The following is a 17101-nucleotide window of genomic DNA, read 5'->3' on the forward strand; positions in this document are numbered from 1 at the left end:
GTCGATGCCGTCGATCTGGCAACCGCCGGTGTTGGGCTTGCTTCGACACGGCTCAGCACAAGTCGCTTGCATTCAACCCAACCTACGCCCTCCGTCGAGGGTGTGGGTGTGCAGGACGACGGCCCTTCGACAGGCTCAGGGCACGGCCTGCGTAACCCGCTCACGCCGCCGCCCCCAGCGCCGGCAGCTCACCCAGCGCGCGCAGGATCGCCTCCGGCGTGGCCGGGGCGTCCAGGCGCGGGCAGCCACCGGTGCGGGCGGCCACGGCGTCGCGGATGGCGAAGAAGACGGAGAAGGGCAGCATCAGCGGCGGCTCACCGACGGCCTTGGAGCGGTGGATGCTGTCCTCCACGTTGCTGTTGTCGAACAGCTTCACGTTGAAGACCGGCGGGCAGTCGGAAGCCGCGGGAATCTTGTAGGTGCTGGGCGCGTGCGTCATCAGCTTGCCGTCCGGGCGCCACCACAATTCCTCGGTGGTCAGCCAGCCCATGCCCTGGATGAAGCCACCCTCGATCTGGCCGATGTCCACCGCCGGGTTGATCGACTTGCCGACGTCATGCAGCACATCGACCCGCAGAACCTTGGTTTCGCCGGTCAGCGTGTCGATGGCGACTTCGCTCACCGAGGCGCCGTAAGCGAAGTAGAAGAAGGGGCGGCCCTTCATGGTCTTGGCGTCGTAGTGGATCTTGGGCGTGGCGTAGAAGCCGCTGTCCCACAGCTGGATGCGCGCGCGGTAGGCCTGCGCGGTGACTGCGCCGAAAGGCAGGCTGACGCCGTCGGCGGTCACCATGCCGTCGGCGAACACCACGTCCTGCGGCGCCACGTTGTGCAGCGGGCCGAAGAAGGCGGCGATGCGTTCACGCACCGCCTGCGCGGCCTGTTGCACGGCCTTGCCGTTGAGGTCGGTGCCACTCGACGCCGCAGTGGCGGAGGTGTTGGGCACGCGGCTGGTGTCGGTGGGGGTGAGGCGCACGTCGTTGACCGGCAGGCCGAACTCGTGGGCGGCGATCTGGCGGATCTTGGTGTACAGGCCCTGGCCCATCTCGGTGCCGCCGTGGCTGACCGTCACCGTGCCATCGGCATACACATGCACCAGCGCGCCAGCCTGGTTGAACAGCGTGGCGGTGAAGGAGATGCCGAACTTCAGCGGCGTCAGCGCGATGCCGCGCTTCACCACCGGGCTTTTTTCGTTGAACTGGGCGATGGCGACGCGACGCGCCTCGTAGTCGCTGTCGCGCGCCAGTTGCGCGACCAGTGCGGGGGCCACGTTGTCCTCGATGGCCATGCCGTAGTGCGTGAGGTTGCGCGGGCCGGCCGGGTCGGTGCCGTAGAAGTTGCGCTGGCGCACCAGCAGCGGATCGAGGTCCAGCGTGCGGGCAATGTCGTCGATGACGTACTCGATGGCGAACATGCCCTGCGGGCCGCCGAAGCCGCGGAAGGCGGTGTTGGACACCGTGTTGGTCTTGCCGCGCAGGCTCTTCACCGCGATGGCGTCGAGGTAATAGCAGTTGTCGGCATGGAAGATGGCGCGGTCATTCACGGGACCGGAGAGGTCGGCCGAGAAACCGCAGCGCGAGCTGAGCTCGAACTTCACGCCGAGGATCATGCCGTCGTCGTCGAAGCCCGCTTCGTAGCCGATGTCGAAATCGTGGCGCTTGCCGGTGATCGCCATGTCGTCGTCGCGGTCCAGCCGCAGCTTGACCGGGCGTTGCAGCTTCCACGCTGCCAGCGCGGCGGCGCAGGCGATCTGCGCGGACTGCGACTCCTTGCCACCGAAGCCGCCGCCTATGCGCCGGCATTCCGCCGTCACCTGGTGCTGGCGCCAGCCCAGCATGTGGGCCACCACCTGCTGCATCTCGGTGGGGTGCTGGGTGGAGGTGTGGACGTGCAGGGTGTCGTCCTCGCGCAGTTGCGCGCTGGCGATCTGTCCTTCCAGGTAGAAGTGCTCCTGCCCGCCTAGCAGCACATTGCCACGCAGGCGGTGCGGCGCGCGGGCCAGTGCCGCGTCGGCGTCCCCTCGCGCGACGTTCACCGGGGGCAGCACGAAGTTGCCGGCGCTGGCGGCTTCGGCCGCGTTGCGGATCATCGGCAGCACTTCGTAATCCACCTTCGCAATGCGCGCGGCACGGCGCGCGGCGTCGTGACTGCGCGCGACGACGATGAAGATCGGCTGGTTGTAGAACTGCACCAGTTCGTCGGCGAGGATGGGGTCGTCGTGCAGCACCGGGCCGCAGTTGTTCTCGCCGGGAATGTCGGCGGCGGTCAGCACCGCCACCACGCCGGGAGCGTGGCGCACGTCGTCCAGGTCCAGCTTGCGGATGCGGCCGTGGGCCACGGTGGCGAGGCCGAAGGCGGCGTGCAGGGTTCCGGCCGGCTCGGGCAGGTCGTCGATGTAGGTGGCGCGGCCGCTGACATGCAGGGCCGCACTTTCGTGCGGGACATCGTCGCCTACTTTATGGATGGGCGGCGAGGGATGTTCATGTTTCATCGTGGCTCCTTTGCTCAGGCGGGCAGGCGCACATCCGCCTGCACTGCTCCACGCATTGATTCTGTTTCCAGCCACATTCTCCAAAGCAGGTTGCGGGCCACCTTGCTGCGATAGGCTGAACTTGCCCGCATGTCGCTCAGCGGAGCGTAGTCGCCATCCAGTGCGTCCATGGCCTTGCGCACGGTTTCCTCGCTCCACGGCTGGCCGCGCAGGGCGGCTTCGCAGGCGCTGGCGCGTTTCGGCGTGGCGGCCATGCCGCCGAAGGCCACGCGGGCATCGCGGATGTGGCCATCGCCATCGGTGTACAGCGCGAAGGCGGCACTCACGGCAGAGATGTCCTGGTCCTGCCGCTTGGACACCTTGTAGCTGCGGAAGATTCGCCCCGGTTGCGCACGCGGCACCTTGAGCGCGCGGACGAACTCGCCGGGTTCGCGGGCGGTTTTCTGGTAGGAGAGGTAGAACTCGTCCAGTGCCATTTCGCGCAGGCGTGCACCGTGCTGCAGCACGATGCGCGCGCCCAGTGCAATCAGGCCGGGCATGGAGTCGCCGATGGGCGAGCCGTTGGCGACGTTGCCGCCCAGGGTGCCGGCGTTGCGTACCGGCACCGAGGCGAAACGGCGGGCCTGTTCGGTCCAGTCCGGCTCATCAGCCACCAGCGCGGCGAAGGCGTCGGTGAGGGTGACACCGGCGCCGATCTCCAGCACGTCGTCATGCACCTGCACCTGCCTGAGTTCCTCGCAGGCGCCCAGGTAGATGATGTTGCCTAGTTGCTTCAGGTGCTTGGTGACCCACAGGCCGATGTCGGTGGAGCCGGACAGGATCTGCGCGTCCGGCTGGGCGGCGATGGCGGTGCCCAGTTCACTCACCGCGTGGGGTGCCTGGAAGCGCTGGCCGTTGTGCGAGTAATCCAGCGAGGGCAGGTGCGACAGGGTCTCCAGCACCTCGCGGATCGGGTTGCGGTCGATGTGGGCCGGCGCCATGTCCCAGGCCTTCTGCGCGGCGTCCACGATGGGACGGTAGCCGGTGCAGCGGCACAGGTTGCCGGACAGGGTGTCGTTGATCTCCTCGCGCGTCGGGCACTGGCCGGAATTGGCGCGGCTTTCGTAATCGGCCCACAGGCTCATGACGAAGCCCGGCGTGCAGAAGCCGCATTGCGAGCCGTGGCAGTCCACCATCGCCTGCTGCACCGGGTGCAGCTTCGGGGTGCTGCCCTGTTTATCGGCGAGATCCTCGACCGTGAACAGGGCCTTGCCGTCCAGCGTGGGCAGGAACTGGATGCAGCTGTTCACCGCGCGCAGGCGCACGCCGCCGGGAGCCTTGTCGTCCAGTTCCCCGATCGTGACGGTGCAGGCGCCACAGTCACCCTCGCCGCAGCCTTCCTTGCTGCCGGTGGCATGGACGTCCTCGCGCAGCCATTGCAGCACGGTGCGCGTGGGCGACACCTCGCTGACGGATTGCAGGCGGCCGCGGAACCAGAACTGGATGGGGCGTTGCATGGCTGTCCTTCGTGTCGTTCTTGTTGTCGTGCTGGGTGTTGCCGATTTGCTGCGGGTTACGACGTCTGCGACGTCTGGGTGCTACGGCTTCGTCCAGAAGCCGGCGTGGCTGCGCGCGGCTTCGTCCTCCATCACCGGCCCCAGCACCTCGATGCGGCGCTGGCCGCGGGCGAAGACTTCGCGGCAGGGCAGGGCGAAGGTCGGGTTCTCCGGATGATCGCCGGTGAGCCCCAGCAGATTGTGCTCCGACAGCGCATACACCACGCGGCCGATGCCGCACCAGTAGATCGCGCCGGCACACATCGCGCAAGGCTCGGCGCTGGTGTAGAGGGTGGCGGTGGCGAGTACTTCGGGCGACGCAACGCGGGCGGCCAGCGCGGCGGCCACCAGCTCGGCATGGCGGGTGGGGTCGCCGGTCGGTGGCAGGCTGTCGTTGCCGGCCTCGGCCAGCACGCGGCCGTCCTGGGCCAGCACCAGGGCGCCGAAGGGGTGGTGGCCTTCGCTGCGTGCGGTGTCGGCCAGCTGGATGGCACGGCGCAGCCAGCGCTGGTCGTGGTCGCTGAGGGGCGGGCTTGCGGTCATGGTGTGCGGGAAAAGCGGGGCTGCTGATTTGATCGCCATGCTGGGTCACGCGACTTGATGTCGATCAGGGTTTACGGGGCCGCTTCCGGCGTCAGATTCCAGTTTAGAGCGACCGCGGGAGGATTATCATCGCCGGGTTTCTGCACCGCGTCATGAACGGCGTATACGCCGCATAACATGGCCGGGATGGCTGGCATCCGGGCCGTTGCTAGGATGCCTTCACCGGTGCGCCAGGCTTGGTGCGCCCGATACTTGGGAGAGATACGTCAATGCGATCCATGCGTTTGTTGTCGGTACCGGGGGGTAAAAGTGCACGTGCGTGGGCAGCTGCGCTGACCCTGTCCATGCTGGCCCTGGCGGGCTGCAGCAAGAAAGAGGAAGCCGCGCCTGCCGCAACGGCCGAACAGTCCGCGCCCGCGCCGGCTGCCGAGCCCACCAGCCTGGGCTTCGTGTACATCGGCCCGACCGGTGACCACGGCTGGACCTACTCCCACGACCAGGGCCGCAAGGCCGTGGAAGCCAAGCATGGCGACAAGGTGAAGACCGCCTTCATCGAGAACGTGCCGGAAACGGCCGACGCCGAGCGCGTGTTCCGCGACATGGCGCAGAAGGGCACCAAGGTCGTCTTCGCCACCTCCTTCGGCTACATGAACCAGATGGAGAAGGTCGCCCAGGCCTTCCCCAACACCGTGTTCATGCACGCCACCGGCTACAAGACCGCCAACAACCTCGGCGTGTATGACCTGCGTACCTACGAAGGTGCCTACATGCTGGGCGTGGTCGCCGGCAAGATGACCAAGAAGAACAAGCTGGGCGTGGTGGCGTCGATCCCAATTCCGGAAGTCATCCGCAACATCAACGCCTTCACCCTCGGTGCGCGCAGCGTGAACCCGAAGGTGACCACCAGCGCGATCTGGGTGAACTCCTGGTTCGACCCGGGCAAGGAGCGTGAGGCCGCGCTGGCGCTGATCTCGCAAGGCGCCGACGTGCTGATGCAGAACACCGACTCACCGGCCGTCGTGCAGGCCGCGGAAGAGAAGGGCGTGTATGCCTTCGGCTGGGACTCCGACATGAGCAAGTTCGGCCCCAAGGCCCACCTGGCCGCGTCCATCCTGCACTGGGGCGTGATCTACAACGAGGTGACCGAGGCCGTCATGGCCGGCACCTGGAAGACCGGCGACATCTGGTACGGCGTGAAGGAAGTCGGCGTCACCATCGACGCCTTCGGCCCCGACGTGCCGGAAGACGTGAAGAAGCTGGCCCTGGAGCGCCAGGAAGCCATCAAGGCCGGTACCCTGCACCCCTGGACCGGCCCGATCAAGGACCAGTCCGGCAAGGAAGTCGTGGCCGCCGGTGCCACCATGGACGACAAGACCATGCGCGGCATCAACTTCTATGTCGAGGGCGTGACGGGTTCGATCCCGAAGTGATGGGTGGCGTTGCGCTGATGTGATGAAACGGGCGCTGCGGCGCCCGTTTTGTTGTGGCTGGGTTTACTGTGTCCGTGAGCGGTACCGCAAAAAAAGCGCAGCGGATTTTGAATCCGTTGTCGGTTGGCGCGCTTCTTAGGTCATGGCCCGGTCGCGGGCAGGTTGTTCCGGCACTTATCATCGCACCGTCGTTCCCGCGAAGGCGGGAACCCAGTGACGTTCAACAACATCCAGCAACGACGCTGGATTCCCGCTTCCGCGGGAATGACGGGCTTCCTGTCGCATGGTCCGCGCGGCAATCGCTCTGGAGGATCGCTCATGCCCACTCTTCTTCTCCGCCACGCCGACGTCCTCGTCACCATGGACGACACCCGCCGCGAGATCCGCGACGGTGCAGTCTTCGTGCGCGATGGTGTCATCGAAGCCGTCGGCGCCACCGCCGACCTGCCACTCGATCTGCAACAAAGCGCTGACGAAATCATCGACCTGCGCGGCCAGGTGCTGCTGCCCGGCCTGGTGAACACCCACCACCACATGTACCAGAGCCTGACCCGCGCCATTCCCGCCGCGCAGGACGCCGAGCTGTTCGGCTGGCTGCAGGCGCTGTACCCCATCTGGGCGCGGCTCACGCCGGAGATGGTGCAGGTGTCCACGCTCACCGCCATGGCCGAGCTGATCCTGTCCGGTTGCACCGCCAGCAGCGACCACCTGTACCTGTACCCCAACGGCAGCCGGCTGGACGATTCCATCGAGGCCGCGCAGCAGATCGGCATGCGCTTCACCGCCTGCCGCGGCAGCATGAGTGTGGGCCGCAGCAAAGGCGGCCTGCCACCGGACGAAGTGGTGGAGGACGAGGCCGCCATCCTCGCCGATACCCGCCGTCTCATCGAGTCCTTTCACGACGCCAGTCGTCACTCCATGCTGCACGTGGCGGTGGCGCCGTGCTCGCCGTTCTCGGTCAGCCGCGAGTTGATGCGCGACGCCGCGGTGCTGGCCCGCAGCTACGGCGTGCGCCTGCATACCCACCTCGCCGAGAACGACAACGACATCGCCTACAGCCGCGAGAAGTTCGGCATGACCCCTGCGCAGTACGCCGAGTCGCTGGGCTGGACCGGCAGTGATGTATGGCACGCCCACTGCGTGAAGCTGGATGACGAAGGCATCGCGCTGTTCGGTCGCAGCGGCACCGGAGTCGCGCACTGTCCGTGTTCCAACATGCGTCTCGCCTCCGGCATCGCGCCGGTGGGCCGCATGCGCGCCGCCGGTGTGCCGGTGGGCCTGGGCGTGGATGGTTCCGCCAGCAACGACGGTGCCCACATGCTGGGCGAGGCGCGCCAGGCCATGCTGCTGGCGCGTGTCGGCTTCGGCCCCGCAGCGATGAGCGCGCGCGACGCGCTGGAGATCGCCACACGTGGCGGAGCGAAGGTGCTCGGCCGCGACGACATCGGCCACCTCGCACCCGGCATGAGCGCCGACATGGTCAGCTTCCGCCTGGACGGCGTCGGCCACGCCGGCGGCGCGGTGCATGACGCCGTGGCGTCCCTGGTGTTCTGCACGCCGGGCGCGGTGGACACCAGCGTCATCAACGGGCGAGTGGTGGTGCGTGACGGCAGCTTGCAGACGGTGGACCTGCCGGTGGTGCTGGAACGACACAACGCATTGGCGCGCAGTCTGGTTGCTTGATGGTGAGGTGATGTTTGTGGGGCTGCGTGTTGGGCTTCGCTGCGCTCAACCCAACCTACCGCTTCTTGCGGACGCTTCGTTGTCTCTCCCAGCCTTACCCATCAGGGTAGGTTGGGTTGAGCGCAGCGAAGCCCAACATCGCCGCTCGCACAACCACAAACCCATATCGTCATGTACTACCGACGCAGCTTTTTTCCCGGGGGCACGTTCTTTTTCACCGTGACGTTGGCGGACCGGAGAAGCGATCTGTTGGTCCGCTATGTCGACGCCTTGCGTCTGGCCTTCCAGACAGTACGAGCACGCCATCCCTTCGACGTCACCGCCATCGTCGTCATGCCCGACCACCTCCACACCATCTGGCAACTACCTGATGGAGACGACAACTATGCGCAGCGCTGGGCGCTCATCAAGTCTGCGTTCTCGCGCTCGATTCCGTCGAGGGAGTCGGTGTCGCCCTCGCGGCGTATCAAACGCGAGCGCGGTATCTGGCAACGCCGATGCTGGGAGCACCAGATCCGCGACGAGCAAGACTTCGCGCGCCATGTGGATTACATTCACTTCAACCCTGTGAAGCATGGTCATGCGTCACGCGTTGTGGATTGGCCGTATTCGTCTTTCCACCGTTACGTGAGAGAAGGTTTGCTGAGCGTGGATTGGGGTGGGGAGCGTTGATGGGAGGTTGTCTGTTGGGCTTCGCTTCGCTCAACCCAACCTACCGCATCCTATGTGGCGCTTCGCTGTGGACGTAGGTTGGGTTGAGCGCAGCGAAGCCCAACACCCCCCAATCAACGCACCACCTGACCCACCGAACGACGCATCGACCACCGCACTGGCACGACCTAATACAAGGAAGGAGTCCGTATGCACCCGCAACCGACCGCACGCCTGATCCGCGGCAGCATCCTGCACTTCCTGTCCGATCCGGGCGAGGAGGTCGACCACAGCGCCTGGGAGTTCTTCGAGGACGGCGCGCTCGTCGTCGATGACGGCAAGGTGCTGCAGGTCGGGCACTGGAACGACGTGCTGGAGAAGCTCCCCGAGCTCACCCGCCAGACCGCGCGCTACCACGACTACTGCGGCAAGCTCATCACGCCGGGCCTGATCGACGCGCACGTGCATTACCCGCAGATGTCCGTCATCGGCTCTTACGGCCGCCAGTTGCTGGACTGGCTGGAGCACTACACCTTTCCCACCGAGGCAGGCTTTGCCGACCTGTCTGTCGCGCAACGCACGGCGGCTTTCTTCTGCGACCGCCTGCTGGCGCACGGCACTACCACGGCCTCCGTGTATGCCACCGTGCATCCGCATTCGGTGGATGCGCTGTTCGAGGCCGCCCAGTCGCGCAAGCTGCGCATGCTGAGCGGCAAGGTGATGATGGACCGCAACTGCCCGGAGAACCTGCGCGACACCGCGGAGAGTTCCCGCGTGGATTGCGAGGCGTTGATCGAACGCTGGCACGGCAAGGACCGCCTGCTGTACACCGTGACGCCGCGTTTCGCGCCCACCTCCACCGAAGCGCAATTGCAGATTGCCGGCGAGCTGTTCCGCAGCAAGCCCGGCATCCGCCTGCAATCACACCTGTCGGAGAACCGCAGCGAGATCCGCTGGGTGGAGGAGTTGTTCCCGGATTGCAAGGACTACCTCGCCGTCTACGAGAAGTTCGGCCTGCTGGGGCCGGGCGCCATCTACGGCCACGGCATCCACCTCAGCGACAAGGAACGTCGCCGCATGGCCGCCAGCGGCGCTGCCATCGCCCATTGCCCGACCTCCAACCTGTTCCTCGGCAGCGGCTTCTTCGAACTCGACGCCACCCTGTCCGCCGGCATCCCGGTGGCATTGGCCACCGACGTCGGCGGCGGCACCAGCCTGTCCATGCTGCGCACGATGGAAGCCGCCTACGAAGTCAGCCAGACCCTGCACGCCCCGCTGTCTGCCTACCGCACCTGGTACCTCGCCACCCTGGGCGGCGCCAAGGCATTGCAGCTGGATGACGTGATCGGCAACTTCCTGCCCGGCAAGGAAGCCGACTTCACCGTGTGGCAATTCGACGCCACGCCGGAACTCGCCTGGCGCATGGAGACGACCACCTCGCTGGACGAGCGCCTGTTCGCCATGACGATGATGGGTGATGAGCGCTGTGTGGCGGCGACGCACATCCTGGGGGAACCGGTGAATGCCTGGGCGGCGGTTTGACGGAGTTGGCCAGCGTTGACCAATGGGTCTCTGCTCGCTTCAGGTAGTGATGACATGACTGGCGTATTCGATGAAGATTTTGCCTGGCCCTTGTGGTCAGGCCCCGTTGCCGAGACCGACGATGCCGGCACCGCCCTTGAAGATCCGACAGCCATTGCCACCGAGCTTTTGATTGTTGATGTGCATCGCCCGCAGCTGCTGGGGTTTCGGCCACCGCGGCCCAACGGGCGCGCGGTGATGATCATGGCCGGAGGCGGGTACACGAAACTCGTGATTGGCAAGGAAGGGATCGAGGTCGCGCGCTGGCTGACCTCCCTGGGCTTTCATGCTTTCGTGCTCGTGCATCGCCTCCCGTCGTCCCGTTTCAACGACGGGAATCGTCTGGGTGAGCAGGCGCCGGTCGACGATGCGATCGAGGCCATGCGCCTTATTCGCGCTCGCGCTGCCGGACTCGGTATTGATTCGCGGGCTGTCGGCGCTTTGGGTCTTTCATCGGGCGGGCATCTGGCTGCTTGCCTTGCCGCAATGTACCCCGCGTCCTGGAAAGCGCCCGAGTCTCTACATGCGTCGATCAGTGCGCGTCCGGACTTCCTGATCGTCGGCTACGGCCCGATTTCCACCAACGCCGCAGGCCGCACCGTGGTTGCGGACAAGCCGCCGTTGTCGCCGCCGGAGAAGCAGGCGCTGTATGACGCCATGCAGCCCGACGCACAGATGATCGGAGCACCGCCTCCGACCTTCATTGTCTACGCAGCGGACGATCCGGTGATTCCGGTTGCTAACGCATATCGACTGGCTGATGCCGTGCGCACCCGCGGCGTCGCGCCGGAGCTGCACGTCTTCGCAAGCGCACCACACGGCTTCGCTTTGCGTGCGAGCGCCTTGCCGGTTGGAGCATGGCCCCAGCTATGCAGCGCGTGGTTACGTCAGCAGGGTTTTCTGGACCAGACCGCGTGAATCAGACCGGCAAGGCCGTAGCCCGGCACTTGTCGCACACATCCCACGGCAGGCAGTCGCAGACGCGCGGCGATTCCACATACTTGCTGCCGACACACAGCACGCCGGCAGATTCCGTTTCGACCTTCGCGGCAGGGCGCTTTGAGACAGCGGACGCCGACGCTGAAGATGCATCGCGCGGCGTGGGACTCCATTTCGCGAAGGGCGCCATGTCCGCCTTGTCGACCACGTACCACAGCTTCTTGGCCGCGTCCCAACGTGCGCCCAGTTTCTTGGCGTCGTCCTTCTCGGCGAACGGGACTTTCAGATCGAATCTCATGATGTGGCGGGTGTGGATGCGGAGGGCGGGATGATACGGGCGAGTGGGGGTGGCAGGTTGCTTCGCTAAGCCGTCCTGCGCGATGCCTCGCTTCGCAGGCCAGGGTGGGCACGATGTGCCCACGCGTGGTGGTGACGCGAGATCCGCGTGGGCTCGCCGAGCCCACCCTGCGTCCTGCAAAGGAAGGGGCGCGGAGAGAGTCCAGTTTCTCCGCGCCCCTTGGTGTCATGCCTTTACCGGAGCGGCGCCCTTCGACCCCTTCGACGGGCTCAGGGGCCGACGCTCAGGGCATGGCTATCAGCTGATGAGGGGTTGGCCTCAGTCGAAGAGGTCTTCCAGGAAACTCTTCCTGCGCTTCTGCTTGTAGTAGTCGTCGCGGCGGTACTGGTCGCCGTGTTGCGGGTACGGTTGCTGGGGCGGGTAGGGCTGTTGCGGCGCGGCCTGCGGGGCCGGGGCGGGTGCGGCGGCGACTTGCGGTGCCTGTTCGGAGGCAGAGCGCTGGATGATCTTGTCCAGTTCGCCACGATCCAGCCAGACGCCGCGGCAGCCGGGGCAGTAGTCGATCTCGATTCCCTGTCGTTCGCTCATGACGAGCGTCTTGTCGGTGCAGACGGGGCATTGCATGCGTATCTCCTTGACGTTGGGTAGCCATGTGGTGGCTTGAACGTCTGGGACAGCGTCGCCGGCGGCGGGTTCTCGTCAGATGGTGAAACGAAACCTGGCGGGATGGTGGCTTACTGGCCTTGCGGCGCAGCGCGCGCAGACCAAAGCGTATCAGAGTGGCGACGGTCCACCACCTTCGTCATTCCCGCGGAAGCGGGAATCCAGCGTCGTTGGCGGCCCTGAACGTCACTGGGTTCCCGCTCGGGCGCAGCCCGGTTCACCTTGAGCTTGTCGAAAGGCGAGAACGACGAAGCTCTGGAATCCGGTCGCAAGAACGTGCGGTTCATTCGCGGCCCTTCGTGCTTCTTCGTGGTGCTCGCCTGCCGTTGAATCTTTCCCGGCCGATCAGGCCAGCGCCGCCGCACGCGCGCCGTAGGAGCGTTGGTACATGAGGTCCAGGTGCTCGCCAGCGGTGCGCGGCTCGGCCACGGGCTGGCCGGCGGCGGGGCGGAAGGCGTCCAGGCATTCGACGCGGGCGTGGTAGTCCAGGTCCATGAAGAAGGCGGCGGAGTAGCGGTGGCGCTCGGGCGAGCGGTTGCGCACGCGGTGGGCGTTGGAGTGGTACGCGCCGTTGGTCCAGATCGGCATCATGTCGCCGATGTTGACGATGAAGGCACCGGTCATCGGCGTGGCATACAGCCATTCGCCACTGGCCGCCTGCACTTCGAGTCCGCCGGTGTCGTCCTGCATGAGGATGGTGACCGCACCCCAGTCGGTGTGCGCGCCGCAGCCGAGCTGGTTGTCGACGACCTCACCGGGTTGCGGCGGGTAGTGCAGCATGCGCAGCGTGGCCATGGGTTCGCGCAGCACGGGCAGGAAGTGGTCTTCCGGCAGGCCGGCGACGGTGGCGAAGATGGCCATCAGGCTCTCCGAGATCTGCCGCGCGCGGCCGAAGTAATCCATGCAGGAACGCTGGAAGCCGGGCAGGGCGTCGTCCCCCAGCCATTTGTTGGGGCCGTAGTTGGCGAGGCCGGCGCGCACGTAGGGATGCTCTTCGTCCTGGCCGGGGCCGATGAGGAGGGACTCCTTGAGGTCGGGCGGCGAGTCGGGGTCGAGTGCCTGGAAGGCCATCGGCTCGTAGCCGCGGCGGCGGCTGTCGATCATCACCGAGCGCTTGGTCGGCTCGTCCAGCGCGAAGAAGCGTTCGCCCTGCTGCAGGATGCCCTGCATCTGCGCGGCCGGCATGCCGTGGCCGATGAGGTAGAAGAAACCGATCTCGCGGCAGATGCGGTCGAAGCGCCGCGCCACGCCCGCCTTGTCGTCGCCGTTGAGCCAGGGGCCGATGTTCAGCACCGGGGTGAGGGCACGGGTGGGGGCGAGGTAGGCGACCATGGCGATGTCCTTCGTGTGGCGGTGGCGGGCGCTACTTCGCGGGCAGTGGCAAGCCCGTGACGTACTTCAGCGTGTAGCCCTTGCGGTAGTCGACCTCGGCCTTCAGCAGCCCGGTCTTCACCATCGTGTCGTAGGTGGCCTTCCAGCGCGCGTCGGTCATCACGCCGATGCCGAGCTTCGCGGCGTCGCCGCCATCGACCAGGCCGAACTCGCGCATCTTGTTGATGCCGTAGGCGATCTGCGCGTCGGTCATCTTCGGGTTGTCGCGCTTGATGAGCGCATTGCCCGGCGCGGGGTCCTTCAGGTAGCTGACCCAGCCTTCGGCGCTGGCCTTCACGAAGCGGGCGATGACGTCGCTGCGGGTGTCGACCGTCTTCTGCATCGCCACCACGGTGGTGGCGTAGGGCGGGTAGCCGGCGTCGGCCAGCAGCAGGATGGTGGGCTTCACGCCGGCCTGTTCGATGGCATAGGGCTCGGAGGTGGCATAACCCTGCTGGGCGGAGTTCTTGTCCATCAGGAAGGGCTGCACCGTGAAGGCGTAGGGCCGCTTCTGCGAGTCGTTGTAGCCGTACAGCGCCTTCAGCCAGGGCCAGAAGGAGGAGTCGGAAGCGGCGCCAACGAACAGTGTCTTGCCCTTCAGGTCCTCGAAGCGCTTCACGTCCGGGTGGCCCAGCATGACCTGCGGGTCCTTCTGGAAATAGGCCGCAACCGTGGTGACCGGTACCCCCTGCTCGATGGCCTTCAGGGTCTGGAAGTCGTAGCCCATCCACAGGTCGATGAGGCCGCCGGCCAGCACCTGCATGCCACTGACCTGCGGGCCGCCCATCTTGATCTCGACGTCGAGGCCGTGCTTCTTGTAGATGCCGGTGGCGATGGCCTGGTAGAAGCCGCCGTGCTCCGCCTGGGCGTACCAGTTGGTGCCGAACACCAGCTTGTCGGCGGCGTGAGTGGGCGCAGCGAAGAACGACAGCGAGGCAAGGACAGACAGGCAGCGAAGCAGGGTGGTACGCATGCGGGTTCTCCTGGACGTGGGGCAGTGGATGAGCCGGCGGATGACGCAGATATCCGCCTGCCATGTTGCCACGCACATCACGCACATGGGGCAGGCACACGCGGCGGCGTGCCTGCCCTGAAGGCCGTCGGGCCAGCTGTCACATCCCGCTGTTCGGCCCGCGGTGCGCCCACTTGGTGAGGCGACGTTCCAGCCACGCGAACAGCTCGTACATCACTACGCCCATGGCGCCGATGACGATCAGGCCGGCGAACACCAGCGGGATGTTCATCGACGAGCTGGCGCTCATCATCAGGTAGCCGATGCCGAGGTTGGAGGCCACCGTTTCGGAGATGACCGAGCCGACGAAGGCCAGGGTGATGGCGATCTTCAGCGAGGCGAAGAAGTAGGGCATGGCGCGCGGCAGGCCCACCTTGCGCAGGATGTCCAGGCGCGAGGCGCCCAGCGAGCGCAGCACGTCTTCCAGTTCCGGTTCCAGCGTGGCCAGTCCCGTGGCGACGTTCACCAGCACCGGGAAGAAGGAGATGGTGAAGGCGGTGAGGATGGCCGGGATGGTGCCGATGCCGAACCACACGACCAGCACTGGCACGAAGGCCACCTTCGGAATGCTGTTGAAGCCGATGAGCAGCGGGTACAGCGCCTTGTAGATGATGGGCGAAGAGCCCACCAGCGCACCCATCAGCACGCCGACCACGACGGTGATGGCGAAGCCGGCCAGGGTGGTGAAGCTGGTCTGGCCCGCGTGCAGGAGGATGGGTTGCCAGTATTCCTTGCCGGCGGCCCACACCGCGCTGGGCGCGGGCAGCAGGAATTCCGGCACGTCGAAGCCGCGGCAGACGATCTCCCACACGATGAACAGGCCGAGCACCACCAGCCAGGGGGCGGCGGTGATCAGGTCGATCTTGAAGCGGCGTGGCGGCGCCTCGGGCGCCAGCGGTGCGGGGACGGGGTCTTCCACCTTCACGTCGGGCTCGCCGGCGTTGGGGGTGAGGTGGGGCAGCGCGCGTTCTTCGTGGGTGGCGAGGGTGCTCATGGGCGGCGCTCCTGTCAGTGCGAACGCACGTGGCCGATGTGTTCGCGCAGCACATGCACATGCGCGGAGAAGGCATCGGTGTAGGTGACGTCGAGGTCGCGCGGGCGCGGCAGGTCGATCTCGCGCTTCACGAGGATGCGGCCCGGCCGCTTGCTCATGACATACACGGTGTCGGCGAGGAACACCGCCTCGCGCAGGTCGTGCGTCACCAGCACGACGGTGAAGGGCGACTCCTGCCAGAGGTCGCGCAGCATGCACCACAGCTCTTCGCGGGTGAAGGCGTCCAGCGCGCCGAAGGGTTCGTCCAGCATCAGCAGGCGCGGCTTGTGCACCAGCGCGCGGCAGATGGAGGCGCGTTGCTGCATGCCGCCGGACAGTTCCCACGGGAACTTGTCCTCGAAACCAGCCAGGCCCACGCGCTTGATCAGCGCACGCGCCTGTTCCTCGAACTCCTTGCGCTTGCTCTTCAGTTCGGAGCGGAAGGGCTCGACGATCTCCAGCGGCAGCATCACGTTTTCCAGCGTGGTACGCCAGGGCAGCAGGTTGCTGGCCTGGAAGGCCATGCCGACGATCTTCAGCGGGCCACCCACCTGGCGGCCGCCGACATACACGTAGCCGCCGGTGGGGGCTTTCAGGCCGGTCACGAGCTTCATCAGCGTCGATTTGCCACACCCCGATGGCCCCACCACCGAGATGAACTCACCCTCCTGGATGTCCAGGCTCACGTCCTGGATGGCCAGCGGGCTGCCCGGCGTGTAGGCCAGGCTGACGTTCTCGAAGCGTACGAAACTCATGACTGTGGCCCGGTCGATTACTTGAACAACCGGTCGGCCTTGGCCGGCAGGAAGGCAGCGTTGAACAGCTCGGCGGTCGGCGGCGTGGCCGGCAGGCCGTAGGCGTCCACCGTCTCGGCGATGGCGCGCTTCAGGCGTTCCGGATGCACGTCACCCAGGCCGATGCTCTTCACCTCGTCGGTGACGATGTTGGAGTCGATCGCCATCTTCAGGCGACGGGCTTCCAGCGGTTCGTTGGCCAGGGCGTCCTGGGCCTTCACGAAGGCGGCGGAGGCGGTCGGGTTGGCGATCACTTCCTTCAGGGCTTTGTTGAAGGCACGCAGGAAGCCCTTCACCGCTTCCGGCTTCTCGGTCATGAACTTGTGGCTGACGATGATGGCGTTGCCATAAGCCTCGACGCCCATCTTGCCGTACTCCATGACGGCGATGTCTTCCGGCTTCACGCCGCGCGCTTCCAGGTTCAGGAAGCTGGTGAAGTAGAAGCCGGTGATGGCGTCCACCTCACCCTTGGCGAGCATGGTTTCGCGCAGCACCGGGTCGACCGACTGCCACTTCACGCCGTCGACGGCGATCTTGTTGGACTTGGCGAAGGCCGGCCAGGCCTTGCGGCCGGCATCGAACACCGGTGCGGCCAGCGTCTTGCCGAGCAGGTCCGACGGCTTGGTGAAGCCGGACTTCTTCAGCGACAGCACGGCGGCCGGCGAGTTGTTGTAGACCATGTACACCGCCACGACCTTGGAGCCGGGCTGCTTGGCTTCCTGCTCCACCAGTGCGTTGAAGTCGGCGAAGCCCATCTCGTAGGCACCGGTGGCCACGCGGGTCACCGCACCGGCCGAGCCGCTGCCGGAGTCAATGGTCACGTCCAGGCCTTCGGCGGCGTAGTAGCCCTTGGCCTTGGCCAGCAGGAAGGGGGCGGCCGGGCCTTCGAAGCGCCAGTCGAGCGTGAACTTGATCTTCTCCTGGGCGAAAGCCGGTGCGGCAGAGAAGAGGGCGGAAAGGGTGAAGGACAGCGCGGCAAACAGGCGGCGGCGCGACAGGCTGATGTTCATTGCGGAAAGCTCCGTGGAAGGAAAAGCACTTCTCTTTTAGCAATCGCCATGCCGAGGAAATGCCGTCATG

At 66.2% G+C, this 17101-nt stretch carries 15 protein-coding genes; 5 read left to right on the forward strand and 10 right to left on the reverse strand.

The window, feature by feature from the left end:
- Positions 1-160 precede the first annotated feature (160 nt).
- The 3 genes from xdhB to VVD47_RS18780 all read right to left on the reverse strand — a co-directional run bounded on the left by xdhB (position 161) and on the right by VVD47_RS18780 (position 4605).
- Positions 161-2488: a xanthine dehydrogenase molybdopterin binding subunit gene (xdhB, locus tag VVD47_RS18770; protein WP_327605045.1), complete on the reverse strand. Its 2328-nt coding sequence runs from the start codon at positions 2486-2488 to the stop codon at positions 161-163.
- Positions 2489-2502: 14 nt separating this feature from the next.
- Complete coding sequence (gene xdhA, locus VVD47_RS18775; protein ID WP_327605046.1) at positions 2503-3984, reverse strand: xanthine dehydrogenase small subunit; 1482 nt, start codon at positions 3982-3984, stop codon at positions 2503-2505.
- 81 nt (positions 3985-4065) lie between these two features.
- Positions 4066-4605, reverse strand: a complete 540-nt coding sequence (locus VVD47_RS18780; RefSeq protein ID WP_327605047.1) for a nucleoside deaminase — start codon at positions 4603-4605, stop codon at positions 4066-4068.
- Positions 4606-4910: 305 nt separating this feature from the next.
- Between VVD47_RS18780 and VVD47_RS18785 the strand changes: the two genes are divergently transcribed.
- From VVD47_RS18785 to VVD47_RS18805, 5 genes are all read left to right on the forward strand, one after another.
- Complete coding sequence (locus VVD47_RS18785) at positions 4911-5996, forward strand: BMP family ABC transporter substrate-binding protein (protein ID WP_327605048.1); 1086 nt, start codon at positions 4911-4913, stop codon at positions 5994-5996.
- A gap of 318 nt (positions 5997-6314) precedes the next feature.
- Positions 6315-7679 carry an 8-oxoguanine deaminase gene (locus VVD47_RS18790; RefSeq protein ID WP_327605049.1) on the forward strand — a complete coding sequence of 455 codons (1365 nt, stop codon included), beginning with the start codon at positions 6315-6317 and terminating at the stop codon, positions 7677-7679.
- Between the two features lie 171 nt (positions 7680-7850).
- Entirely contained in the window at positions 7851-8351 is a 501-nt protein-coding gene (locus VVD47_RS18795) for an REP-associated tyrosine transposase (RefSeq protein WP_327605050.1), read from the forward strand.
- A gap of 189 nt (positions 8352-8540) precedes the next feature.
- Complete coding sequence (gene guaD, locus VVD47_RS18800) at positions 8541-9872, forward strand: guanine deaminase (protein WP_327605051.1); 1332 nt, start codon at positions 8541-8543, stop codon at positions 9870-9872.
- A 54-nt stretch (positions 9873-9926) separates the two neighbouring features.
- Complete coding sequence (locus VVD47_RS18805) at positions 9927-10829, forward strand: alpha/beta hydrolase (protein ID WP_327605052.1); 903 nt, start codon at positions 9927-9929, stop codon at positions 10827-10829.
- A gap of 1 nt (position 10830) precedes the next feature.
- Here the strand turns inward: VVD47_RS18805 and VVD47_RS18810 are convergent, their stop codons facing one another.
- The 7 genes from VVD47_RS18810 to VVD47_RS18840 all read right to left on the reverse strand — a co-directional run bounded on the left by VVD47_RS18810 (position 10831) and on the right by VVD47_RS18840 (position 17031).
- Positions 10831-11148: a DUF5710 domain-containing protein gene (locus VVD47_RS18810; protein WP_327605053.1), complete on the reverse strand. Its 318-nt coding sequence runs from the start codon at positions 11146-11148 to the stop codon at positions 10831-10833.
- Positions 11149-11466: 318 nt separating this feature from the next.
- Positions 11467-11772, reverse strand: a complete 306-nt coding sequence (locus tag VVD47_RS18815; RefSeq protein WP_327605054.1) for a TFIIB-type zinc ribbon-containing protein — start codon at positions 11770-11772, stop codon at positions 11467-11469.
- Positions 11773-12156: 384 nt separating this feature from the next.
- On the reverse strand, positions 12157-13143 hold the full coding sequence (locus VVD47_RS18820) for an isopenicillin N synthase family dioxygenase (RefSeq protein ID WP_327605055.1): 987 nt from the start codon (positions 13141-13143) through the stop codon (positions 12157-12159).
- 31 nt (positions 13144-13174) lie between these two features.
- Positions 13175-14155: an ABC transporter substrate-binding protein gene (locus VVD47_RS18825; protein ID WP_327605056.1), complete on the reverse strand. Its 981-nt coding sequence runs from the start codon at positions 14153-14155 to the stop codon at positions 13175-13177.
- 139 nt (positions 14156-14294) lie between these two features.
- Positions 14295-15188 (reverse strand): ABC transporter permease, encoded by an 894-nt coding sequence (locus VVD47_RS18830; RefSeq protein WP_327605057.1) that lies wholly within the window; start codon positions 15186-15188, stop codon positions 14295-14297.
- A gap of 14 nt (positions 15189-15202) precedes the next feature.
- Positions 15203-15982, reverse strand: a complete 780-nt coding sequence (locus VVD47_RS18835) for an ABC transporter ATP-binding protein (protein ID WP_327605058.1) — start codon at positions 15980-15982, stop codon at positions 15203-15205.
- 17 nt (positions 15983-15999) lie between these two features.
- Positions 16000-17031, reverse strand: a complete 1032-nt coding sequence (locus tag VVD47_RS18840; protein WP_327605059.1) for an ABC transporter substrate-binding protein — start codon at positions 17029-17031, stop codon at positions 16000-16002.
- Positions 17032-17101: the final 70 nt, after the last annotated feature.

This window comes from Uliginosibacterium sp. H1 (assembly GCF_036017065.1).
GTDB lineage: Bacteria > Pseudomonadota > Gammaproteobacteria > Burkholderiales > Rhodocyclaceae > Uliginosibacterium.

What these genes read in the sequence shown, in the direction of transcription:
- VVD47_RS18820 (WP_327605055.1), bottom strand. Translation starts at nt 13,143, where the DNA reads ATGGTCGCCTACCTCGCCCCCACCCGTGCCCTCACCCCGGTGCTGAAC.
- VVD47_RS18790 (WP_327605049.1), top strand. Translation starts at nt 6,315, where the DNA reads ATGCCCACTCTTCTTCTCCGCCACGCCGACGTCCTCGTCACCATGGAC.
- VVD47_RS18785 (WP_327605048.1), top strand. Translation starts at nt 4,911, where the DNA reads ATGCTGGCCCTGGCGGGCTGCAGCAAGAAAGAGGAAGCCGCGCCTGCC.
- xdhB (WP_327605045.1), bottom strand. Translation starts at nt 2,488, where the DNA reads ATGAAACATGAACATCCCTCGCCGCCCATCCATAAAGTAGGCGACGAT.
- guaD (WP_327605051.1), top strand. Translation starts at nt 8,541, where the DNA reads ATGCACCCGCAACCGACCGCACGCCTGATCCGCGGCAGCATCCTGCAC.
- VVD47_RS18795 (WP_327605050.1), top strand. Translation starts at nt 7,851, where the DNA reads ATGTACTACCGACGCAGCTTTTTTCCCGGGGGCACGTTCTTTTTCACC.
- VVD47_RS18840 (WP_327605059.1), bottom strand. Translation starts at nt 17,031, where the DNA reads ATGAACATCAGCCTGTCGCGCCGCCGCCTGTTTGCCGCGCTGTCCTTC.
- VVD47_RS18780 (WP_327605047.1), bottom strand. Translation starts at nt 4,605, where the DNA reads ATGGCGATCAAATCAGCAGCCCCGCTTTTCCCGCACACCATGACCGCA.
- VVD47_RS18805 (WP_327605052.1), top strand. Translation starts at nt 9,927, where the DNA reads ATGACTGGCGTATTCGATGAAGATTTTGCCTGGCCCTTGTGGTCAGGC.
- VVD47_RS18835 (WP_327605058.1), bottom strand. Translation starts at nt 15,982, where the DNA reads ATGAGTTTCGTACGCTTCGAGAACGTCAGCCTGGCCTACACGCCGGGC.
- VVD47_RS18825 (WP_327605056.1), bottom strand. Translation starts at nt 14,155, where the DNA reads ATGCGTACCACCCTGCTTCGCTGCCTGTCTGTCCTTGCCTCGCTGTCG.
- xdhA (WP_327605046.1), bottom strand. Translation starts at nt 3,984, where the DNA reads ATGCAACGCCCCATCCAGTTCTGGTTCCGCGGCCGCCTGCAATCCGTC.
- VVD47_RS18830 (WP_327605057.1), bottom strand. Translation starts at nt 15,188, where the DNA reads ATGAGCACCCTCGCCACCCACGAAGAACGCGCGCTGCCCCACCTCACC.
- VVD47_RS18815 (WP_327605054.1), bottom strand. Translation starts at nt 11,772, where the DNA reads ATGCAATGCCCCGTCTGCACCGACAAGACGCTCGTCATGAGCGAACGA.
- VVD47_RS18810 (WP_327605053.1), bottom strand. Translation starts at nt 11,148, where the DNA reads ATGAGATTCGATCTGAAAGTCCCGTTCGCCGAGAAGGACGACGCCAAG.